This window comes from Marinobacter sp. GH_1 (genome assembly GCF_048595985.1).
GTDB lineage: Bacteria > Pseudomonadota > Gammaproteobacteria > Pseudomonadales > Oleiphilaceae > Marinobacter > Marinobacter shengliensis.
The window spans coordinates 1,823,188-1,845,995 of the sequence record NZ_CP184460.1 but is presented as its reverse complement, the minus strand read 5'-3'; the positions used below and the strand labels follow the sequence as shown (position 1 = coordinate 1,845,995).

The window sequence follows — 22,808 nt, the reverse complement described above, 5'->3', positions numbered from 1 at the left end:
AGTCCCTGTTTTTATTAGACGTGCAACTTATCGGGTTACATGTTGTTACGGTACGATACCGAAATCGCGACCGGCTTAAAGATAACTGTGCCTCAAATCTGTCGCTGCAGAAGGGGCCTGACATGGAAGGACTGAGAACTGGTTCAAGGCTCGACGGAACCACGAATGCCGGCCCGCTCCGGAAGGTATCCGAAACAGGCCGCGGGGAAGGAAAACCGATGGGCGAGCTACCCCATCAGAGGGTAAAGACAACCCCCAGCAGCAGGTAGCTGATGAAGGTCACAACAATGATGCCAATAATGTTCAGGGCAAAACCAGCTCGAATCATATCGGCAATTCGCATGTGGCCACTGGAAAACACAATCGCATTGGGCGGAGTCGCTACCGGCATCATAAAGGCACAACTGGCCGCGATGGCCGCAGGCACCGTCAGCAACAACGGCGACACACCCTGCGACATGGCCAGGGCACCCAACAGGGGCAGGAACGCTGCGGCGGTGGCGGTATTGCTGGTCACTTCCGTCAGAAAAATAATGACAGTAGCGACCAGAACAATCATGACCAGTGTCGGCAACACCCCGGCAACACCAAGGCTTTGGGCAATCCACTCCGCCAGCCCTGAGCTACTGATAACACCCGCCATGGCCAGACCACCACCGAATAGCAGGAGCACACCCCAGGGCAGCTTGTTGGCCGAATCCCAGTCCAGCACAAACACCCGCTCGGCGGTGTTAACAGGAATAATAAACATGGCAATGGCAGCCGCAATCGCGATGCCGGTATCGCTGAGCCACGGCATCAGGCTGGCGGACAACAAAGGCCGGAAAATCCAGGCGGCCGCCGTTACCAGAAACACCAGGGCAACCAGCTTCTCACCCCGGCTCATGGAGCCCAGTTTCGCCAGCTCATTCTGAATCATCTCCCCGCTATCTGCCGAGCCACCAATGCCAAAATCCTTCCGGGTCAGCCACCACCAGGCTAGCACCAGCATGACCACCGACACCGGTACACCCAGCAACATCCATTGGGCAAAACCCACGGAAATGCCTTGATTTTCGCTCAGGTACGCTGCCAACAAGGCATTGGGCGGTGTCCCAATCAGGGTGGCAATTCCGCCAATACTCGCCGAATAGGCAATGGCTAACAGCAAGGCGGTTGCATAGCGCCGCACACCCTCAGGGTTGGAGCTATCCATCATCGCCACCACAGACAAACCTATGGGCAACATCATGATGGCCGTGGCCGTATTGCTGACCCACATGCTGAGAAATGCGGTGGCCAACATGAACCCGGCCACCTGGCGCTTGGGCTGGTCACCCACGGCCCTGAGCGTAAGCAGGGCTATTCGACGGTGCAGGTTCCAGCGCTGCATGGCCAGCCCCAGGGTGAAGCCACCCAGGAACAGGAAAATGATCGGATTAGCGTAAGGTGACGTCGCCTGACCAATCGACCCCAGCCCCAGGGCCGGAATCAGAACAATCGGCAGCAATGCGGTCGCAGGAATCGGGATGGCCTCGGTTGACCACCAGGTGGCCATCAGCAACATCAGCCCCAGCGCCGCCCAAGCCTCCGGGCTCATGGTCTCCGGCGCTGGCACCAGAAGGGTGACAAGAAGAAACAGGACACCCAGGAAGAAACCGATAACCTGGCTTTTGGGTAAACCCCGAGGCTTGCTCTCCGAAGACTGCGTTGCTGTCATGTATTACCCCCTGGTTTGGGACGATGAACTGGCCTGCTCAATCAGCGGCGCAATCTACACAAACTGTGGTGTAGGGCAACACCTGCAAACGTCTGGGGTCAATTTCCTCACCACACTTCTCGCACTCGTCCCCAAGACCGTTGTTGATACGATCAAGGGCATGGGCAATCTGAACAAGCTCTGCCCGGGTTTCTACTTCCAACGAATCCACCACTTCGTCGTTCTGGGTCTGGCTAGCCTGCTCTTCAAAATCCTTGTCAAGGGCTCCGGTCTCCCGGCGCTGATGAGCCTGATAACGCACCAGCCTGGCTTCAAGGTCGGCCTTCAGGGTTTCAAGTTCAGATTTACGATTGCTCATGGCCATCTCCCGGCGGGTTGTTATTGGTCTATACCCTAGAGAATATGCTGAATCGGGGTTTGACGCCTGTCAAAATCGTGTCATTCCCCATACGGTAGACTAGCTGCTCAGTCATCCCATATACAAAGGAGTTGTATTAAATGAGTACAGATCTTTTCGAAAAAGCCAACCGCCTGAACCAAACCCTGTTCGCCCAGTTCAGCAAAGCTACCGAAATGCAGATGGAAGCCTTTCGTCGCTATGCCGACGTTGCCATGGATCAGGCCCGCAAGGTATCCGAAGTACGCGACCTGGATGGCCTGAAGCAGGTAACCTCCGAACAGGCAGAAACTCTCAAATCACTTAGCGAACAGTTCACCAGTGACTGGAAAGCCTGGCAGGACTATCTCACCGAGACCCGTGAGCAGGTGCAGAAAGTGTTTGAGGCCGAAGCCCCTGAAACCGCCAAAGAGAAAGCCCCGGCCCAGAAATCTGGCGGTAACAAATCCGCAGCCTGATTCATTAACAGCTGCAACGGTCGGATTGGCACTGCCTTTCCGACCTTTTTATATCTGTTGCCAGGAGGCGCCATGTTTGGTCTGGATTTGGTCAGTAAAACCGCAAACCAGTTGGTAAAGGCGTTCGATGACAATGTCCGCCAGGGCCAGCAACAGTTGGAAAAATGGCTCGGTGACACCGGCCTGGTAGACGACACCAAGCTTTCTACCCTGAGCGAGATGTCGGACGCCTATCGAACTATGGCTGAAGACCTTTTGCTTCATCCGTTGCGGTTTGCCAGCGCGGAAATTGACCTGGCCAAAAAGCACCTGGGCCTGGCCCGTTACACTCTTGCCCGCCTGACTGGCAAACCCGCTGGTCCGGTTATTGAACCCGACCAGGACGACCGCCGATTTCTGGCCGAAGACTGGCAGAAACATCTGCCGTTCGACGTACTTCAGCAGGCCTACCTGATCAATTCGAAAGCCTTCCTGCAATGGGTTGAGAATATGGAGGGGTTGCCTGGCCCAAGCCGGGACCAGATGTTGTTCTACGCACGCCAACTGACCAGTGCGTTGTCACCATCCAATTATCCGCTGACCAACCCGGAAGTTCTACGTATTACCTGGGAACGCAAAGGCATGAACCTGGTTGACGGCATGCGCAACCTGGTTGAAGACCAGCGCCAGAACCCGAACCTGTTAAATGTGGGCATGACCGACCGCTCGGCGTTTGAAGTGGGCGGTAACCTGGCCACGACCCCAGGCAAGGTGGTTTACCAGAATGAGCTCATGCAACTGATCCAGTATACGCCGACGACCAAAACCGTCGCCCAGAGCCCGCTACTGATTGTCCCGCCCTGGATCAACAAGTTCTATATCCTGGACCTGACCGCCAGGAACTCCTTTATCCGATGGCTGGTAGACCAGGGCCAGACGGTTTTCGTGGTGTCCTGGCGCAACCCGGGGCCAGCGCAAAAGGACAAAGGCTGGGAAGATTACATGACCCTGGGGCCACTGGCTGCCATGGATGCCGTCAGAGAGGCAACTGGCGAGGAGCGGATGAACGCCATCGGCTACTGTATTGGCGGCACCCTGTTAGGCTCTACCATGGCCTGGCTCGAGAAAAAACAGCGCAAGCCAATTGTCAGCACCACCTACCTGACCACGTTGCTGGATTTTTCTGATCCCGGCGGTATTGGTGTATTTATCAACGACCACTCGATTCGTGGTATTGAACGCGCCATGGACAGGAAAGGGTATCTGGATGGCCGAGCTATGGCCTTTACCTTCAACCTGCTGCGAGAGAACGACCTGTTCTGGTCGTACTGGACCAATAACTATCTCAAAGGCCTGAAGCCCGCCGCGTTTGACCTGCTCTACTGGAACACCGACGGCACCAACCTGCCCGCTCGAATGCACAGCTACTACTTGCGGGAAATGTACCTGCACAACCGGCTGGTCGAGCCCGATGCCCTCAGCCTGGCTGGTGAATCTATCAACCTGGCCGAGATTCAGGTTCCGTCATTCTTCCTGTCTGCCCGCCAGGACCACATCGCCAAGTGGAAAACCACCTACGAAGGCGCCAAGGTTTACGGAGGCCAGGTCACTTTCGTACTGTCTGGTTCCGGACACATCGCAGGAGTTATCAATCCACCCTACAAGGAAAAGTACGGCTACTGGACCAACGACGACCTGCCAGCGGAAGCCGACGATTGGTTCCAGTCCGCCGAGCACCACCCGGGTTCCTGGTGGCCGCACTGGAAAACCTGGATAGCGAACTTTGAAGGCCCTCAGGTGCCAGCGCGGCAGCCCGGAGACGGCAAGCTTGACATCCTGGAGGATGCGCCGGGCAGCTACGTGAAAGTTAAGGCAGCGGAGGCCGGTCGTTGCTAAACTGGAGCGGTGATAAAACGCTGATAAAAACAGGATTATCGATGGCGCAGCCGCTCCCCATTTCCCGCATTATGTACAGCGGGCTTTTACTGCAATGTAGTCCTCAAACCAGTATTGCCGACGCAGCGGCGCGAATGTCGGAAAACTCCGTTAGCTCGATCCTGATCGCGGACCAGGACCACGTGATCGGCATCTGGACAGAACATGATGCCCTGGCACTGGATTTCAGTGACCCCGACCGGTTCAACCAGCCGGTCAGCACGGTGATGAGCTCTCCGGTTCTGACCTTACCCAGCACCATGGACGCCGGCCAGGCAGCCATCAGATTGAGAGACAGCGGCAAGCGACACTTCCTGGTCGTCGATGAAAATGAAGCACCCGTTGGCATCTTGTCCCAGACTGACCTGGCGCTCAATCAGGGGCTGGAACCCTACCTGAAACTCCGGGAAGTCCGGGCCGTGGTTGCCCGGCCACCCTTGTTGGCCAATGGAACCCAATCACTCGCTGAAGTCGCCAGCCAGATGCACCATCACCACGCAGATGCGGTGGTGGTGACTTGTGGCGACGGTGAACTGGGCATCCTGACCGAAAGGGATATGGTGCGTTTTATCGCCCGCCACACCAGCAACACTCCGGTACATGAGCTGGCGACGCGCCCCCTGCTCACCGTCAACGAAGAAGACCCGTTGATCCACGCCCGGGATTTGCTGATTGATCACCGGATACGGCACTTGGCGGTGGTCAACCTGAGTGGTGAAGTGACCGGTCTGATCGGCTACCAGGATATGCTCGCTGGCGCCGAACAGATGTACCTGGATGACCTGCGGGAAGCGCTCGAACAGCGGGACCAGGCGCTGGCAAAGTCCCGCCGTACTCTGCAGCTGGCCGAGAGGGTTATCGAATCCTCGTTCGAAGGCATTATGGTGACCGACAAGGATGTCAGGATCGAGTTCGTGAACCCGGCCTTTACCCAACTGACCGGATACAGTCCGGACGAGGTCATCGGGCGCACACCAGAGGTGCTATCCTCCGGCCGGCACGATGCGGAGTTCTACAAGCGCATGTGGCAGTCCCTGACAACCCATGGCTACTGGCGCGGTGAGATCTGGAACCGGCGCAAAACCGGCGAGCTTTACCTGGAACTCCTGACCATCACCGCCATCACTGATGATCACGGGCAGACCACGCACTACGCCGGCCTGTTCACCGACATTACCCAGAATCGCAAGAACGAAGAGCAGATCCGCCAGCTCGCCTACTACGACGCACTCACCGGCGTTCCCAACCGGCGACTGCTGGAAGATCGTCTGGAACATGCCATACGCCACGCACACCGAAAAGACATGTTGCTGGCGGTGATGTTTATCGACCTGGACCGGTTCAAGGAGGTCAACGACACTCTTGGACATGCGGTCGGCGACGAGCTGCTGCTTCAGTTTACCGCCCGGGTACGCGATTACCTGCGTGAAGACGATACCCTCGCGCGGCTCGGCGGCGATGAGTTCATTGTGCTGCTGCCGGAGCTCGACAAGCTTTCGGACGTCACCCAGGTGGCGGAGCGGTTGATCGAGCTGAACAGGAAACCTTACATTATCAATAACGAAAGTATCCAGATCGGCTCCAGCATCGGCATCAGCCTGTATCCGGAGGATGGCACTACCGTTCAGGAGCTTCTAAACGGTGCCGATATCGCCATGTATCGTTCCAAACGCGACGGCCGGAACTGTTACACGCTGTTTGCGCCCAGCGCTGTCGAAAGCGCCTGATCAGCGGCGATCCAGGTAGCAACCCGGATGCCGCTCACACCATCAACTCGACAACAGCTCGATCGGATAACGAATGGTGGTCTTGTCTACCCCTGGCCGTGCACCAAAATCCACCAGCCGCAACCGGTTGCAGATTTTGTTCTCGAGTGCCGGTTCATTGAGCGTTGACTCCACTACCGAACAACTGGAAACCGCTCCATTTGGCTCAATGACCAGCTCTGGCGTGATACTGCCCTGGAGCGAAGGTTTTCGGCGCAACTCCCGATTGTAAATGCTGTAGATGGCGGACTTGTTGGCATCCATGGTGCGGCGCAGTTCCTCGCGGCTACGGGATTTCGAGGCAGTTTCCTGCTGCTCCCTGCGCACTGTCTCTTTTACCGCAGCCACACGTTCAGCCTCGGCCACCTCCACGCGCTTCCGCTCTGCCAGGGCGAGCTCACGGGTTTCCCGGGTCAAGGCGGTTTCGTTCACGCCACTACTGCGGGTGTTTTCAGTAGCGCGGGACGCCAGCGTATCACCGGTCTTCCTGGCGATCGGCTCGGCGGTATTGGTAACCGGACTATCCAGCTTGACCGATTCCGCTAGCGAACTGATCTTCGAGAGCTCATTACCCATGGCCAGAATACCGGTGTTTTTCGCCTTCTCCCGAGCCTTGGCCACCTCTTCCGGCTTGGGTTCTGGTTCTGGCTTCTGAGCCACTTCCGGTTCTGGAACAACCGGCGGGGGAGCAGGTTCGGGTTTTGGCTCAGGCTTCGCCTGCTCCACCGGCTTTTCCTCAGGCTTTGGCGGCTCCGGTTCTGGCGACACCGGCTTGGGTGGCTCTTTTTTCTCAATAATCAGTTTCGCTAGCTGGGGCGGCAAGGCTTCCTGTTCCTGCCGATCCTTTTCCGGCAACTCAACCCAACTGACATAAACCGCGAAAGCCAGAAACAGGGGCACGACGACAACCGCCGCCGCCAACAGTCGCTTGCGCTCTCCCCTCTCCTGATTCCAGGGCAATCCGTAGCGATAATCCATTAGCCTCAGGCCCCCTGTTCCGTGCGCTGATTAACCGCCAGGGAAATGCTGGCAAAACCCGCATCCACACAGGTGGACATGATTTTCTTGAGCAGCTCGTAAGGAAGTTCCCGGTCCGCAAGTATGGTAATCGGGCGACCTGCATCCGGCGCTGGCGCCGACGAACGGCTGGCCTGGTAGTCGAGCTCCTGCTTCAGGGATGGCTCAACCTGCCCGTCGAAGGTCTGGAAGGCGTCGCGTTTCACCACCAGTCGACCGTTTACCAGAATATCCCGGTCGGTCACGGTCAGTGCCAGTACATCACCCGGGGGTTGCTGGGCAGTGGAATCAGGCAATTTGATGGTGCTGTTCTGGTTGAGAACCTGTACATCAGACGACGAGTTCACCATCAGAAAGAACACGAGGATGGTGAAAATATCCATCAGCGACACAAGGTTCATCTTTCCCTGGCTCTTGTTGCGCCGATAGTGGCGCTTCAGACGGCGGGCCTTGGCGGATTCTTTCATGAACTCACCTCCGCGGATCCCGAGGCCTGGGCAGGCGCATCACCGAGCGAGATTTCGGGGAATAGTTCTGCCTCAACAACACTGCCAGCCACCACGGCTTCATAAGAACGCACGGTGTCCATCACGGAAACCAGTGACTGATAGGAGGTCTGCCGGGACGGCATGATGACCACATCCTTTTTGTCCGGCACACGGCTCTTGATTTCCTTCATGACATCCTTGAGCAGAACGAAATCATGCTCGCCCTCACGCCGGTGAATGTCCTTGATGACGCCGCCCTGGTTATCTGCAACGACCAACCGGTCCTCATAGATCACCACCTGGATCTGCAGTTCTTCAGCCTGCTCTGCCGACAAGCTCTCGCCGGTCGGGAAGTTCAGTTCCAGAACACTGGTGTGGGCAAACACCATGTTCAGCAGCAGTACCGGCACCAGCACAATCATGAGGTTCATGAATGGCGTGATGTCGAGATCGGCCTCACTTTGTAGGCGACGATGCTTCCGTCTCATGGCCTGATATCCTTCTGGCTGGTTATCAGGCCGGGCTACCGGCCGGAGTCGCTACCTGTGCCGGCGCGCCGACATTCTGGGGCTGTGGTTGGGCGCCGGGTTTATAGCCAGAGCCGTCGCTGAGAAGGTTCAGAACCTTGATGCCGGCCATCTCGAAGCTGTCGACGATCTCATTGGTCTTGGTCTGCAGCAGCGAGTGGATCAGCAGCATAGGAATGGCCGACATAAGGCCGAAGGCGGTGGTGTTCATGGCGACCGAGATACTCTGGGACAACAGGCTCGCCTTCTGGGCCGGGTCCGCTGCGGCTACTGCGGTAAAGGCGGCAATCAAACCGATAATGGTACCAAGCAGGCCCAGCAGCGTGGCGATGTTGGCCAGTGTTGCCAGGTACTGAGTGCGCTTCTCCAGACGGGGCATGACATCCAGCAGCCCCTCTTCCATGGCGTATTCGATTTCTTCGCGACCCTGGCGGCGGGCCAGGCGCTGAAGACCAAAACCGATCATGGTCGACATGGCACTACCGGACTCCTGGGTATAATTCAGGGCGCCCTTCAGATCGCGCTTGGCAATCATCTGGTGTAGTCGGTTGAAGTCCCGACGGTTGGTCAGTTTCTGGGCGGAAAGGTAGACATAACGTTCAATGGCAACAATGAGTCCGACAATCAGCACAACGGCGATCGGAAACATAAAAAAGCCACCTTCCTGGAAGAAGCGAACGGCGGTATCGATCATTTTCTGGGCACTCCATGGTCCGGTTTTCAGATCAGTCTAAGCGCGTAACTCCCCTGCAAGGGTAAGTTCGCGAAAGTCTGTGTGAGGGTTTGTTTAATATTGCGCAGGAACACACTCGGGATGCGACAACCATCACAGTCTATTCCCCATCTGCTGCCTGGGTCTGGCTGATGAACGCTTCGTGGTACCTGATAAAACGCTGAAACTCGTAGCGCTCCAGGGGCCGAAGGCCCTGATCGACCATCAGGCGTTCCTCCGGCCCACGCAGCTCATCCACTTCAGGCGGCTGCCAGGGCACCAGATACATCACCGTAGGCACTTCCTGATCACCACGGATGCGTGTGCCCTCAATGGTCACAACGCCCAAGGTGTCCTGGGCGTATAGCATGGGCGCCGTGGGTATCAGAACGGTGACTGCGAGAGCGATTAGCGCGGTACGTTTCATATCACCTTTTCCACATCAGATTCTGTTCTTCGCATCGAAGATCCAGTCTTCCAGTCTCGGGTCCGGCTCGCTGGCAGCGGATTGATAACGCTCATAGAGTTCAACCGCATCCGCAGGTTTCCCCAGGTAGATATCAAACAGGAAAGCCAGATTAAGAATCGCGGGCGCATAATCCGGATCCGCGGCCAGCGCGGCGCGGTAATACCGTTCTGCCTCATCGAATTCTCCGGCGTGTCGGGCAATCACGCCCAGATGATTCAACACCTGGACATGTTCGGGATTCACCGCCAGCACACGCTCAAACCATTGTTTCGCGGTATCGGTCTCTTCTTCCTGGAACGCCATGATGCCAAGGTTTGCCATGGGTCCGGACTTATCGGGATAGTCCCTCGCCAGTTGCTCGAACCGGGCCCTGGCGTCGGTAAGGTCGCCCTGCTCCATGGCCTGAACCGCTTCGCTGAATGAGTCGTCAAGGACAGCCTGCTCAGCTTGCCCACCAGACTCTGGCGGCGTTGGGGCTGTCACGCATCCAGCCAATGTGACGATCACCAAAAGACAGAGCCCTTCGGCCTTAATCGAGCTCATAGACAACCCCCGAGGTCACTTCTTCCTTCCGGTAACGCCCCGGCAACAGGACTTTCAGGGCCTCGTAGCTGCGCTGAACCCACTCATCGAATATGCCCTCCCGGGCCCGCCGGATGTTCTGCTCGTGGATATCGATGGCGTTGTCCTCAAATGGGTAGGCCTGTTCTTCCAGGAGTAGCTCGTACTGTGCCAGTTCAAGCTCGCTCAAACCGGTGGGGCGCTCCGAGTCCATCAGATCGGCACCAAGGCGTCCATAGATATGGGCGATCTGGTAACCCGCTTCGGTGGCAAACGACGAGAGGCCGTAGCTGGCTGTTTTCTTGTAGGCATTGACGGCCCTTTCGAGTGCATCGGTCTTTGCCGTCATGCTCTCGTTCAGAGGCAGCGTCAGGCGAATGCTGTCATATCGGGCAAGGGCATCGCGGGCGAGCATTGCAGAGGCTGATGCCGCAAGGTAACGCATGCGATCGTCAGATGCGTCCGGGCTTTGGTCCACTGTTTCCATTTGCTTGCGCAACCAGTAATCCCGTTTTTCTGCATCACCTTCTTCCTGATAGAGCTCAGCCAGTCGATTGGCTGCTTCCATGTAGACATCAGCGGGTTCGGGATGGCGGTTGGCGTATTTTCGCCAGGTGTCGATCGCCTTTTCCCGGTTGCCAGCCTGGTCGTACAATTCTGCTGCAATTAACAGATTTTCCCTTCGCTCTTCCGGCGTTGTCGCCAGGGTCACCATTTGCTGAAGTTCGTCGGCTGCCCGCTCCCATTGCGCGGTTTCACGGTAGGCCAGCGCCAGTTTTGCCGGGACCGTATCAATCAGTTCATGGTCCGGGAAAGACTGCCGGAAACTGGTCAGCACACCGATGGCCTGATCCCAAAGGTTGGCGGTGATAAGGAGGGAGGCAGCGTCATATTCCGCATTTGCCCGCAGGACGGATTCGGGAACAGTGGTGCCGACTCGCAGGAATTCGCTGACCGCAGCCTCCACATTGCCGGCATCAGCCAACTGCTCTGCCTGCCGATAGACAGCTGCGGCGAGATTTTCGCGCACCCCGCCCCTGCGTTCATCGTCTTCAGTCATTGTCGCCAAGGCATCTCGGTAAGCCTGTTCCGCCTCTGCGTATCGCGCCAGCTCGGACACACTGTGGCCATATAACAACAAGGCTTCGGTCGTTAATCTGGCCGGAGGCGCGGGCTGCCAGGTAACAAGGCGGGCCGCCATGTTGACGGTCTCTTCCCAATTGTTCTGGTCAAACTCCCGCTGCAACGCGATGTAGTACACCGCCGGAGCCCGAGGATCGCCCGGAAACGCGTTTGCAAACCTCAGTCGATTCAACTGCTGTAGCTCCCGATAGGCCACCTGCTCCGATACGGATTGGTTGTCCCATGTCTTTGCATATTCCCGGAAGGCCAGTACCGAAGCGTAACCTGCCTCAGCTGCCCGCTCGGGCACCCTGTCATCGGGGTAGTCATAGGCAACCCGCTCGAACGCTGCGATGGCGGCCGGCCAGTCTTCCAGCTCCAGATGGGCTTCACCCAGGAGAAAGAGACGCTCAGGTGTACGGGGATGATTCGGGAAGGTAGCCGCAAACTCGGCGTAATAACTGGCAGCTTTGCGGTAGTGATCGTCGGCCTGCTGATCACCCGTGGCTTCCCCTGCCAGCAGGTACTGACGGTCTGCCAGTTCTGGCAACAGCTGTTCCAGTTGCTGTTCGATAAAAACGATCGCATCGGGGCCCGCTGACTGCCAGTAATCGCTGTAGAGTCCGTAAAGGCTGACAAAGCCGGCCTTTCGTTCAGGGATGGTGCCGGTGAAGCCGGCCAGCTCCAGGGTATCGATAATCCGGATGTGGTAGCGCGGTGCCCAGGGGCTTGCCGGATGGTCTTCTATAAAGGCTTCAAAGACATCAATCGCGTCACTGTATTGTTCCCGCTCGAGCAAGAGCTCGCTGTAGCGGTCGTAGACCAGTATTTCATACGGACGCCCACCCGTCTGACGGAACAGCGCCTGGAGTGTTTCCGCACCGTCGAGGTAAGACAGTGACAGCCCCACCACCCTGAACAGATCTTCGATAAGGGTCTGGTTCCGCTGATCCACATCCGCAACCGGTTGCCCCTCAGGCATCACCAGATCAAGCACCTCCACATAACTGAACAGGGCTTCCTGGTATTGCGCCTGCTTGAACAGGCTCCAGCCTTTCATGTAATGGGCGTTCACCAGAAACGAGGCGTCGGCCATGCGTTCCTGGCTGGCCAGGGTCACCTCGTCGAACGCCCGCTCAGCATCCCGGTACCGGCCGTCGATAAACAGCAGATCGCCGCGCCGGAACTGGGCTTCAATCCAGTAGTCCGAATCGGGGTAACGTTGAACCAGGGTATCCAGGGCATCAAGCTGTTGAGGCGTCGAACCCCGAAGCTCCCAGGCCCTGGCAAGCTGATAGTAGATCTGATCATTGCCTTCGCGCTGTGGATATTCCGACAGAAGACGCTGGTAGGCTTCAATAGCATCAGAAAGCTCATCCACGGCGGTATCGGCCATTTTACGCTCCGCCCGCTGGAACTCCAGATCGGCCAACCGATGCCGGATGGTGACCTGCTTCCGGGGATCGTCCACAAGGGGCAAAAGTGCCTTGTAACTCTCCACCACCGTCTCGATGGAGACATCACCCGCCGGGTCGCTACCAGATTCACTACTGTCACTGGCTTGCCGGGTTTCGGTCGCCGGAAGCGCTGCCAGAGTGCCCTCACGGACCCGGGGCATTTCCTCGTTGCCGGCTGGCATCATTGACTGCAGCATCTGGCAGCCACTGGCCATGATAAGGGTCCCGGCGATGACAAGTCCTTTCACGATCTTTCCAGGCATCCGGTTACTCATCACCGGCTCCTGCGCTTTGCGATGCACGGAATAGCTGGTCCGCCAGCCTCGCCTGGGCATGACGGGAAGCCAACAGATAACCGTTAAGCTCCTCCTGCTGGGCGACAAGCATTGTGTCTACCTGGCTCAAGAGGGCTTGCCGGGCCTTCCCCAACGCATCGGCAACCTCTGCCCCGAGGGTCGCGAGTTCCCGTTCACTGGAAGCGATGCGTTGGGCCAATTCAGCATGGCGGGCGTCGTCGGCCATCAGTTTTTCAACCCGCTGCCGCTGGGCCTGAAAGCGATCCATTTCGCGATCCAGCTCCCGCAACTGTTTTTGCGCCGCCCAGCGATTCACGCCATAGTCATCCGCAACCCACCAGTCGAAGTAGGCGCGCATCCTCTGATAGGTCGCACGCTGGCCGGCCGTGGTCGCGTTGTCGGGCAAGCCCGCCAGAGTTTCTTCAACGTCATCGAGCTTGTCTCTCAGTGCCTTCTGTTTCGAGGTCATGAAGAACCCGGCGTCTTCTTCCGTCAATGCCCTGGAAATCTTCTCATTGAATTCCTGGTGCAACTGCTGCCATTGGTCCGCCTGCTGGTTTTCCAGCGCCCGACGGGTTTGGGCAATTCGAACCTGGCGCTGTTGTTCACGGGTTTCCAGCATGATCCGGAAGGATTCGAACCGTGACTGGCGTTCGGCGATGAAGGACTGCATCCGGTAGAGCTCGTTCAATTCGGCAAGAGCCTGCTGGAAGGTTTCCGAAGCCAGCACTTCGGCCATGCCGAAATCGACTGGCTGTACCCGCAGCCGTCCATAGGAATCGGTGAGAATCCCGTCGCTATCACGGCTGAAATCGAGCTGGGCCATCAGGCTCTCTTCACTGAGTCCATCCCGGATCTTGTCGAGCTCCTCGATACGGGACTGGTAATGGTCGGCTGCCTTTTGAAAAGCGGGCAGTGCACTCTCGGGCCGGTTCATTTGCTCAAGCACATAGGCCCGGGCATACGGTACCTGTTGGCGCCAAGGCAAAAACAGATCGCGCTTCGCGAGGGTATCGAGAGCATCAAGTGCCCGCTCCGGCCGGCCCTGCCCGGCCGCGGCTACGGCATAGTCAAACAGGGCCTGATCGGCGAACACCCCATTCAGGGGCATTTCCCCAAGAACCCTCAGGGCTGCGTCGAACTGGTTACCCCTGAGATGCAGTCGGGCAAGTGACAGGCGGGCCCGGCTCAAGAGTCCCTGGCGTTCGGCCTCTGGTTCGTCAGAGTCGGTAGACTGATCAATGAGGGAGATGAGTGCCTGCAGTTCCGCTTCGGCCGCAACAGCGTCCCCTACAGCCAGGGAGGAAACGGCCGAATTGTACCGCAGGTAAAGGGACCAAATATCAGTGTCTTCCAGCTGCGCCTGGAGCGACGCCAGTTCCGTTTCGTCTCCGAGCCTGGCCGACATCATGGCCAGTCGGGCTTGCAGATAAATCCACTCACGGAACAGGTTGTGGTTGGCCTTAGCCAGTATGTCGCCATTCACGCGCTCCAGATTCTCGCTGGCCAGCTCATGATCACCTTCCAGGTAGAACACCTTGCCCAGGTAGAACCAGGCCTGATTGCGGACATCGGCCGAAAGCGTGCTGCCGGCGCCATCAGCACCGAGTAATTCCGTGAACAATCGGCTGGCCTCACGGGTCATGCCCCAGGACAGCATGAGTCCGCCTTCAACCAAAGCAGGGTGATCACCATGCCCTTCAATGCCGCCTTGTTCCCGAGCTACCGCCAGCTGGGTCAGAGCCTCAAGGGCGTTGCCTTGATGGTATTCATAAAGTGCCCAGCCGTACCGAAGGTCGTGGGCACGCTCGGGTTGGGGCTGCCCGGCCTGAATCTGGGTTGGCGCAATGATGGTCAGCCACAGCAAAGCGCCCGTAAAAACTATCGGGCGTCGACCTGACGGCTGGCTTACTTTCAATCCCACGGCGCGCCTTACTCCCACTCCACAATGGATACAGAGGGCTGATAGTTGGAGGAGCGGTCCTCAACACGGATTTCCAGAGCGGAGGTGCCAGTGCCCTTTTCAAATTCCAGGGACGCGGCCTGCTTATAAGGCCGCTCATCCGGACCGATTCCCTCAACGAACGCCGTCATCCGGTGGACGCCGGTTTTCAGGTTGCCCACGTACAGCCGCTGCATGCCGCCGCGTTCAAGTGCTTTCACCTGTCGCTCCGTGTAGAGGTGAGAGGCAACGATCTCATCGTCCACCTTCAGCTTCACTGCATCCAGCTTCAGGAACTTCCCGGTATCCACACTGAGAAACACGGCAACCTGAGTACTGGCCGGAAAAAGTAAATCCTCTTCGAGGATAAACAAGTCGCGATTCAAGCGAATGACCTTTTTTTTGAGAGCCTCCACCTCCTCAGCGACAGCGGTGTCGTTGGTCTGTGACTCCAGATCCGTCTGGGCCAAAGCGGGGAATGATAAAGCGAGGGTCAATGCCGCCAAAAACGCCGGAAATCGATGGTTCAAGCAAGTGGCCATGGTCGTTCTTCCTGCATGCTCAGTATTCAAGAATCAACGACGCCCGCGTTACGTAGGCATCGAAGGAATAAAGGGGTTCTTCACCAGGGAGAAAGTCACCGGCTGCGGTGACATCCCGGAAGTTGTCATATTCGAAATTCAACCAGTCCACCAGAAGACTGAACTGCAGGCGATCTATGCCCGGAAGAGACGTCTGTTTCCATTCATACACCGCGCCTAGTGCCAGGGTTGTTCCGGAAAGCGAGCTAAGCTCCTTATCCCGTGCCAGATGGGTCTGGGAGTTCTCGAAGGGGAAAAGGTCGCTGTAAAAATCCGCCTCGCTCTGGCGGTAGTAACGAACGGAAGCCTCAAGGGTCCAGTGCTGGTTCAACCCGTGTACGTATCCAAGTTCAGCGGTATGGGCAGTGATGCCCCAGGTATCCGAAAAATAGCGGTATTCACCTCGGAGCGACGCTCGGTAAGGCAGGTAATAGAGGGCACGGACCGCGACGGAGGTACTTGTGCGGGTTTCCGGATACCGCTCCGGCTGATAGAGAAACGCCGTGGAATCATTGGGATCGATATAGCGGTTCTGACGATACGGATTCTGCAGGAAGCCCTCATCCGTGACGACCTCAAGGTCGAGACCTATCAGGCTGTTGCGGGTAATAATCTGGCTCAGACCCAGTTGATAGTTTCGACGATCGGCTTCCTCCCTGAACGAATCGTTGCCAACCCGGCGCACTTCGTCCCAGCCGCTGGCATAGCCCATGGTCAACGTGGACATGCCCCCGAAAAATTCCTGGCTGACCGAAAAATACAGAGTATTGGCTTCGTAATCGTTTTCGGTACTGTTGGTAAAGCCCAGACTGAGAATGGATTTGTCATGCAGGTAATCGATGCCAAAGGTGTACTCCTTGCGCTCTTCCTTGTAAGGGCTGGCTGTAGCGAGAACGTCTACGGAGGCAGCCGAAACAGAATCGACATAGTACTGTCCAGATACGGAAACCTGAGGACCGATACTTTTGCGCACCAAAACGGATGGCCCGTCGATAACCATGCCACCGCCCTCATAGCGGTGGTACAGGACATCCACGTTATCGACCGGGAGGGTTGCCGCAATGGCTTGATGCCCAAACAGCGCCAGCAAAAAGAGCCCGGACCGTACTAACCGTTGTCTGTCAGTTGCAGCCACAACCACCTCCCGAGCCGCCTTCCGCTCCCCGTGCAGACTCCCGGGCCTGATAGACATGGTGCATGTAGGAATCCGCTGTGCCGTGACGACTGAGGCTCATGACCGGATCCGCCAGATTATCGCGCTCATAGGGTTTCACCCACGGCTTGACTGAACTGCACCCAGAAACCGCAACCGTAGCGACCAGGAGGGCGGAGACAGTGAAGATCGACACACTACGCATATACGTCCCGTCCGAAAATTACTCGCGCACCAGTTCGCGAATCTGCTGTTCGTACTCGTCTTCGTAGCCCGGCTGGTATCCGTAGTGGATATAACGGGCATTACCATCGCGATCGATCATCACGGTGGTCGGCATGGCCTGCACTTCATACAGTTCACTCACCGAGCTCTCCGGATCGTAGAGGATCGGATAATTCACGGGCACCTTGTCCAGGAAGCGATGCGCCGCATCCCGATTCCCGTCCACATTGACCGCGAGAATCGTGAAACCGAGATCCTTGTATTGGCTGTACAACTCATCCATCAGAGGCATTTCCTGACGGCAGGGTCCGCACCAGGAAGCCCAGAAGTTCAGCATCACCACTTCCCCACGATGATCCTCCAGCCTCAGGTTCTCCCCGGAACGGCTTTCCAGGGTAAAATCCGGAGCCGGGACATTGATAGCTTCTGCGCCTGCCAGCGGGCTGAGGCAAGCCAGGATGCCCGCTGCTGCCAGTGATCTTATGGATGCTTTCATAACCATTGCTCCTGTACTCAGAAAAAGACCGACAGGCCAGTGCTGACCTCGGTGTTCATGGAGGTTTTCTCGGCCCCAAGAACATCTATTCGGTAGTAGTGCTGCCGCAAGCCAATATGAACGGCAACGCTGTCCGTCAACAGCACCTGATAGCCCGCCCCCACGTTCAGGGTAAACCGGGTATCACCGGCAAAATCGGTGGCGCCGGCGCCTGCGATCAGGTAGAAATTGGTGTTGAATGCGTAGTTCTCGGTGAGGAAGGCCTCACCCGGAAGCACGTTGTAACCAAGGTTGATGTTGTAATACCTGTAATCCCGCTCACGATCGGTGAGCACCTCCACGTTACCGGCCAGCTTTTCGAAACTGGTCTCGCCGCCCTCCGCGAAGCCTATCCCTGCCTCGAAAAAGAAGGACTCACTGAAGTGGTAGGTGAGTTTGCCGCCATAAAGCAGTGACGACTCAAAGTCTTCGATATTAAGCACGCCCACAAAAACGCCGATTTCAAAGTTCTCGGTGTCAATCAACGCCTCAGTGACTGGCACCGGGGTAACATCCGGCTCGATCAAGGGACGGTCATCCTGGGCCTGGGCCCCCATGGCTATGCATAGCCCTGCCCCGAGGCACAGCGGTTTCAGAAAAAGATGCTTAGTCCGATTTTCCATTCTGTCGCTTCTTCGTTGGTGGACCGGGTAGTGAACACTTTGTAATCCTTCACCTCGGCACGGATGAAATATCGATCGGTGATGTAAGCCCGGATGCCAAAGCCAGCATGGCCGACACTGTTATCCCGCTCTTCTGGCTCAGCCAGGGTGGCCTTGGGATCAACCCAGAGATGGCCGACCCCGAGCGTGAAAAAAGGGGATACCCGCCAGTGTGGAAAAGGCTGATGCACCAGGTTCGCATTGACCATGCGGATCTCGGAGGCGCTGCCCAGAATCTGCGAGGCCCAGAGCTCGGCGGAAAGGTTCCTTGTCATCCAGAAACCGCCATAGCCTGCCGTGACAGCGGCACCATCAAATTCACCCATCATCAGTCCGGCTTCGACTCGCCGGTTATTGAATGAATCGAAATCCGGTACCTGAAGGTCCACAGGGTTTCCTGTGGCATCCACGGTCCGGGCGATATCAGCAACGGCGACCCAGCCTTCCCGGCCACGGGCGTCCGTTACTTTGATCCAGTTGGTCTTGCGTTGAAGAATGGTCAGCCATTCCCCTTTCTCGCTGTTGTGGAAAACCGGGTAGCCAGTGGCCGGGCCGGTCCGCCAGGCAACGTAGGGCTCGGTCACCTGCACCCGGGCAACGCCATCGTCGCCCTGACCCCACAGCCAGCCAGCCCAGCTCTGGGTCGGCAAAAACAATACTAAAATGAGAATGGCAATGGGCATGGCGCGAGTATCAGTCCTTGGATCAGTCTTCCGGGGCATCAAAGGGGTTGTTGAAATACTGGCCGCCAATATCCAGCCATTCTGCGATTAGTCGAAGCTCGGCGGGCGTGAGGAAATCCCTGTGTGAACCGCCCTCTGCAAATACGTCGAAGAAATTACTGGCACGGGCGCCGTTGACAGACATTGAGGCCTGAACCGGAACCGTCACCATGATCGGCTGCACATTTCCTTCGGCATCCAGGATCGGGTTGCCTTCTTCGTCCTCCAGCACTTCCCCGGAGTCCACCAGTACATCCACCAGCGCACCGTTCACCAGTTCCTGCTCGTTGTCCGGGAACAGCAGTTCCCGGTAGGCGTTGAAGTGAAGCGGTTGGGCCGGTGACGGGCCGTCGCCGAGGTCCAGCTGCCCAGCTGGCACCTGCTGGGCGCCTGCGGCATCCGTGTTGGTGTGACAACCGGTACAGGTGTAGTCATCCACCACAGCCATTGTATCCGGATCCAATACCTCCCGATTGACACTCCAGAGCGGATGAATGTGCTGTTCATAATTGACAACGATCCGGCAATTCGACGCCCAGTCGGTCGCGCAAACGCCCGAAATAGGTGGCGGAGTCTGCAGATCGGCATAGGCATAGGCAAAGCTCTCAGGCTTGGGGTCCACGGCATCACCGGACCACTCATCGGCATAGATCACATCCGGCGTCGGCCGGCGAATATCATTGATGCGGGCAAACAACTCGGCCATGGTTTCACCCATATCGGCAAACAGACCCGAGTCGGTATTCGGAAACGGAAGGCCGGTGGTCGCTGCCCCACCCCAGACGGATCCGGGGCCGGCACCCGGTCTGCCGTGGGGAGTCGGACTGTTCGGATTATGGCAGCCTGCGCACTCGAGGGTCTCGCCAGGACGCACCGTCAGCCAGTTCTGATGCCTGGCACCAATCCGTTGGCCCTGTTCATTCAGTACGCTGATGGCGAATGCGACATTGGCCGGCACGGCCACCTTCACGGAACCGTCCGGTTCTATCGGCACATAACCCAGGATTTCCCGCATTAGCTGGGCGCGGCTGCGGCCAAAAGCACTGTTGTCGAAATCCCGGACGTTTCTATCTGGGATAGCCACGGGTTTTTCCAGGCGCAGGAATCTGGCCGGGCGAAACTCCGGTGGCGTCTGCAGCGGATCGGCCATTGCAGCAATACCAGCCGGTGTGGTGTCCATCCCGTCTATATCGTAGACACTGCGAATGTGCAGAACCCCATAACCGGCATCCCCCAGAGCCCTCGCTTTACCCGTAAACTGAGATTCCGGAATAAAGCCTTCCAGAGGACGCTCTTTCATCAGGACCGCTTCATCAAACTGAATACCTTCCACCGGCGGGACCACCGGTCGCTGTGTTTCGCTATTAATATCAAGAAGCCACAGACCGTAAACCGGCTCTGCGGGTTGATAATCTTCCGATTGCAGGCGGTCTTCCGTGCAATTGACGATTCGATCAGTTGCTCCATCCCGCAACCGGCAGGGTGTCCAACTGACCAGGTAACGGTTGGTCCCATCCAGTAACGGTGAGACGGATGCGTAACTACCTTTCAACGACAGCTGTCCATCCAGGCCCACGCCGGAAACCAATGATTGTTGGCCCTCCCCTTCGGTGCCATCGATACGCAGGTTGGCCTCAACAAATTGGGCAACATCAACTTCCGCCGGAACGGACGCGTAGTCCTCGCTCTCAAACGGCCTCAGCTGCACCAACAACTTACCGTTGTCGGACTTGCGGGGCTGCAGATACTGAACATTGTTCGCTTCTGGCACAGAACCGTGAGAATGACGACCGTAAAGATAGCTCAGCCCGGTGCCGTCGGGGTTCACGCGGTAGAGATTTACACCATTGTTTCGGGTCTGGCCCGCATTGTCCCAACGGCTGAAAATAATGGTGCCATCATCCGCCACCATGGGGTCGAGGTCGTGACTCTGGTTGAACGTGATCTGTTGAATATTCTGGCCATCATCATCCATCACATGCAGAACAAACGCCGGGCTATTACCCGCTTCGTCCAGACCTGAGTACTGGGGCTTGCCTTCGTCAAGCAGCACCGCCTTGGAAATCCGCTGACGGGTTGATGAGAAAACGATTCTGCCATCAGGAAGATAGGCTGGCGCAACGTCCTGCCCGGCCCGGGCAGTAACATCTGAATCAATGACACGGCGCAGGCCGTCGGTACCAACGTCATATTCCCAGATATTCCAGGTTGGCTGATCCTCGTCATCGGCGCCTTCGATTTCCGGGGCGCGCATGGCGAACAACAATCGGGAGCCATCATGGGATCCGTGGAGATCTTTCACGTCGTACCGCAACCGGCCCCTGTCATCGAGGAATTGTGTCCCGGTGAACGCCCTGGAAGCGATATCCCGCGTTTCGGCATCGGCGGAAGCCCTCGCCTTCAACAATAACCTTGCACCGGGACGAAAAGCGGCGGGGTCCGCCAAGTTGTCCTCCACCAAGGTGCCGGTGTTCTCGTCAAACAGCAGGGCCCGTTCGACATAAGCTACCGGGGTTTCGACAACGACCGGATCTGACTGCTGGCTGTCGCTGCCGGAGAGACAGCCAGAAAGCAACATTGCAACGCCCAGCGAAACCGCAACGCGAGCAGCGCAAAAAAAGGAGGGGGAGCCAGGAAACTTAATGTCCAACGTTACAAACCCTGTTTCGGATGACATTCCATGACATAAATTAAGTCGGTTCCGCGGGCAGGCTCCAAGGCTTTTAAGTAACCTAATGTAATAACGTGGCCTACGACTCAAAACGGAGGATATAGCAAGCCGTAAACTTTTAACAATTGTCAAAAAGCATTAATGTGCGAATGCTAACGATCACCGAGGGAAAGGACATGACCGCCCGGAACAGGATCAGAAGCCTGCTCACCAAGGCTTGCAGTACCGCCGTTCTCGTTGCATTGGTGTCTGGCCAGGCAGGCTTTGCCCAAGCTGGCCCCAGGGAACAGGCCAAACGAATCCATGACCGGATTGCCGGCGTGCCCCCTTCTGCCGATGTTCTCGACGACATGGAAAGCGATATCGTTTCGGGCAGAGCGATTGAGGCAGCATTCACTGCCATGCAGGACAGCGCCTTCTACGACGTCACCCTGAAGAATTTTGCGGCCCCCTGGACCAACGAGGCAATGTCGAAGTTCGTGCCCCTCAATGACTACATCGCCACGGTGATCGGCCTGGTGCGGGACGGGCAGGACTTCAGAAAAGTCCTGTATGACGATGTGTTGTATATCGGAAATCCTTCCCTGAATCTGCCGAACTACTCCACCAGCAACAACAATCATTACGAATCCCTGGAGAACAGCGGAGCCAGCCTCAGGGACCATCTTGAGCGGGTGAACCAGTCCACCTACACCGGCCTCCCCCCTTCTGCGACCGCTGGGGTGATCACATCTCGAGCGTCAGCCCGGGCGTTTTTCAGCGCCGGTACCAATAGGGCCATGTTCCGTTTCACGCTGATCAATCACATGTGCAACGACCTGGAACAGGTTGCAGATGTCACTCTGCCGCCCGACCGCATTCGCCAGGATGTTTCCCGCAGCCCCGGCGGTGACAGCCGGGTATTCCTGAACAACTGCGTTGGCTGCCACACGGGTATGGACCCCATGGCTCAGGCGTTTGCCTACTATGACTATGAATATAACGCCAACGCCGACCCTGACGGAGAACTGGGTAGGCTCGTTTACAACGCCATTGGCGAAACGGATCCGGAGACCGGCTCCAGGGTTCAGGCCAAATATCACATCAATGCGGCAACCTTCGAGCAAGGCTACGTGACGCCGGACGACAGATGGGATAACTACTGGCGCCAGGGCGCCAACCGCCGCCTGGGTTGGGATCCGTCACTGCCGGGTTCCGGCAATGGTGCCAAGAGCCTGGGCAGGGAATTCGCCCACTCCAACGCCTTTGCCGAGTGCCAGGTCAAGAAAGTGTTCGAGAATGTCTGCCTGCGACCTCCCTCCAACGGCGCAGACCGTTCCCAGGTACGCATTATGGTTACCAGCTTCGCAAGCCAGGGTTACGACCTGAAGCAGGTATTCGCAGAATCCGCTGTGTACTGCATGGGGGAGTGAGGACGCTATGACAACACGTAAC

At 57.3% G+C, this 22,808-nt stretch carries 21 protein-coding genes; 4 read left to right on the top strand and 17 right to left on the bottom strand.

Going from position 1 to position 22,808, the window contains the following annotated elements; genetic code table 11:
- Positions 1-235: 235 nt before the first annotated feature.
- Together ACNSOI_RS08425 and ACNSOI_RS08420 are read right to left on the bottom strand one after the other, a co-directional pair.
- The gene (locus ACNSOI_RS08425; RefSeq protein ID WP_420195558.1) at positions 236-1,699 is read right to left on the bottom strand and encodes an SLC13 family permease; all 1,464 of its coding nucleotides are present in this window, start codon (positions 1,697-1,699) and stop codon (positions 236-238) included.
- Positions 1,700-1,736: 37 nt separating this feature from the next.
- On the bottom strand, positions 1,737-2,057 hold the full coding sequence (locus tag ACNSOI_RS08420) for a TraR/DksA family transcriptional regulator (protein WP_106695545.1): 321 nt from the start codon (positions 2,055-2,057) through the stop codon (positions 1,737-1,739).
- Positions 2,058-2,197: 140 nt separating this feature from the next.
- Here ACNSOI_RS08420 and ACNSOI_RS08415 point away from each other — a divergent pair, with 140 nt between their 5' ends.
- The 3 genes from ACNSOI_RS08415 to ACNSOI_RS08405 all read left to right on the top strand — a co-directional run bounded on the left by ACNSOI_RS08415 (position 2,198) and on the right by ACNSOI_RS08405 (position 6,195).
- Positions 2,198-2,554, top strand: a complete 357-nt coding sequence (locus ACNSOI_RS08415) for a phasin family protein (protein ID WP_106695544.1) — start codon at positions 2,198-2,200, stop codon at positions 2,552-2,554.
- Between the two features lie 72 nt (positions 2,555-2,626).
- Positions 2,627-4,429 carry a PHA/PHB synthase family protein gene (locus ACNSOI_RS08410; protein WP_420195557.1) on the top strand — a complete coding sequence of 601 codons (1,803 nt, stop codon included), beginning with the start codon at positions 2,627-2,629 and terminating at the stop codon, positions 4,427-4,429.
- A 41-nt stretch (positions 4,430-4,470) separates the two neighbouring features.
- Positions 4,471-6,195 (top strand): diguanylate cyclase domain-containing protein, encoded by a 1,725-nt coding sequence (locus tag ACNSOI_RS08405; RefSeq protein WP_106695542.1) that lies wholly within the window; start codon positions 4,471-4,473, stop codon positions 6,193-6,195.
- Between the two features lie 42 nt (positions 6,196-6,237).
- Here ACNSOI_RS08405 and ACNSOI_RS08400 read toward each other — a convergent pair whose 3' ends face one another.
- The 15 genes from ACNSOI_RS08400 to ACNSOI_RS08330 form a co-directional block, all read right to left on the bottom strand.
- Entirely contained in the window at positions 6,238-7,212 is a 975-nt protein-coding gene (locus tag ACNSOI_RS08400) for an AgmX/PglI C-terminal domain-containing protein (RefSeq protein WP_420195556.1), read from the bottom strand.
- 5 nt (positions 7,213-7,217) lie between these two features.
- Positions 7,218-7,718 (bottom strand): ExbD/TolR family protein, encoded by a 501-nt coding sequence (locus ACNSOI_RS08395; RefSeq protein WP_106695540.1) that lies wholly within the window; start codon positions 7,716-7,718, stop codon positions 7,218-7,220.
- The gene (locus tag ACNSOI_RS08390) at positions 7,715-8,227 is read right to left on the bottom strand and encodes an ExbD/TolR family protein (protein WP_152437934.1); all 513 of its coding nucleotides are present in this window, start codon (positions 8,225-8,227) and stop codon (positions 7,715-7,717) included. The genes ACNSOI_RS08395 and ACNSOI_RS08390 overlap by 4 nt, the downstream gene beginning before the upstream one ends.
- A gap of 25 nt (positions 8,228-8,252) precedes the next feature.
- Positions 8,253-8,960, bottom strand: a complete 708-nt coding sequence (locus ACNSOI_RS08385; RefSeq protein WP_106695538.1) for a MotA/TolQ/ExbB proton channel family protein — start codon at positions 8,958-8,960, stop codon at positions 8,253-8,255.
- A gap of 139 nt (positions 8,961-9,099) precedes the next feature.
- Complete coding sequence (locus tag ACNSOI_RS08380; protein ID WP_106695537.1) at positions 9,100-9,405, bottom strand: hypothetical protein; 306 nt, start codon at positions 9,403-9,405, stop codon at positions 9,100-9,102.
- Positions 9,406-9,420: 15 nt separating this feature from the next.
- Positions 9,421-9,990, bottom strand: coding sequence for a tetratricopeptide repeat protein (locus ACNSOI_RS08375; RefSeq protein ID WP_420195555.1), 570 nt, complete (start codon positions 9,988-9,990; stop codon positions 9,421-9,423).
- Positions 9,977-12,862 carry a tetratricopeptide repeat protein gene (locus ACNSOI_RS08370; RefSeq protein WP_420195554.1) on the bottom strand — a complete coding sequence of 962 codons (2,886 nt, stop codon included), beginning with the start codon at positions 12,860-12,862 and terminating at the stop codon, positions 9,977-9,979. The genes ACNSOI_RS08375 and ACNSOI_RS08370 overlap by 14 nt, the downstream gene beginning before the upstream one ends.
- Positions 12,855-14,807, bottom strand: a complete 1,953-nt coding sequence (locus ACNSOI_RS08365; RefSeq protein WP_420195553.1) for a hypothetical protein — start codon at positions 14,805-14,807, stop codon at positions 12,855-12,857. The genes ACNSOI_RS08370 and ACNSOI_RS08365 overlap by 8 nt, the downstream gene beginning before the upstream one ends.
- Positions 14,808-14,815: 8 nt before the next feature.
- Entirely contained in the window at positions 14,816-15,367 is a 552-nt protein-coding gene (locus ACNSOI_RS08360; protein WP_420195552.1) for an AraC family transcriptional regulator, read from the bottom strand.
- A gap of 19 nt (positions 15,368-15,386) precedes the next feature.
- Positions 15,387-16,541, bottom strand: a complete 1,155-nt coding sequence (locus tag ACNSOI_RS08355; protein WP_420195551.1) for a DUF3570 domain-containing protein — start codon at positions 16,539-16,541, stop codon at positions 15,387-15,389.
- Entirely contained in the window at positions 16,528-16,641 is a 114-nt protein-coding gene (locus tag ACNSOI_RS08350; protein WP_244178298.1) for a DUF4266 domain-containing protein, read from the bottom strand. The genes ACNSOI_RS08355 and ACNSOI_RS08350 overlap by 14 nt, the downstream gene beginning before the upstream one ends.
- 141 nt (positions 16,642-16,782) lie before the next feature.
- Positions 16,783-17,286, bottom strand: coding sequence for a TlpA family protein disulfide reductase (locus tag ACNSOI_RS08345; protein WP_106695532.1), 504 nt, complete (start codon positions 17,284-17,286; stop codon positions 16,783-16,785).
- An 11-nt stretch (positions 17,287-17,297) separates the two neighbouring features.
- Entirely contained in the window at positions 17,298-17,942 is a 645-nt protein-coding gene (locus ACNSOI_RS08340; protein ID WP_106695531.1) for an outer membrane beta-barrel domain-containing protein, read from the bottom strand.
- Complete coding sequence (locus tag ACNSOI_RS08335) at positions 17,912-18,664, bottom strand: SH3 domain-containing protein (RefSeq protein WP_152437928.1); 753 nt, start codon at positions 18,662-18,664, stop codon at positions 17,912-17,914. The genes ACNSOI_RS08340 and ACNSOI_RS08335 overlap by 31 nt, the downstream gene beginning before the upstream one ends.
- Positions 18,665-18,686: 22 nt before the next feature.
- A complete protein-coding gene (locus ACNSOI_RS08330) occupies positions 18,687-21,380 on the bottom strand; it encodes a hypothetical protein (RefSeq protein WP_420195550.1) in 2,694 nt (897 codons plus the stop codon).
- Positions 21,381-21,550: 170 nt separating this feature from the next.
- Here ACNSOI_RS08330 and ACNSOI_RS08325 point away from each other — a divergent pair, with 170 nt between their 5' ends.
- Positions 21,551-22,786 (top strand): hypothetical protein, encoded by a 1,236-nt coding sequence (locus ACNSOI_RS08325; protein WP_420195549.1) that lies wholly within the window; start codon positions 21,551-21,553, stop codon positions 22,784-22,786.
- Positions 22,787-22,808: the final 22 nt, after the last annotated feature.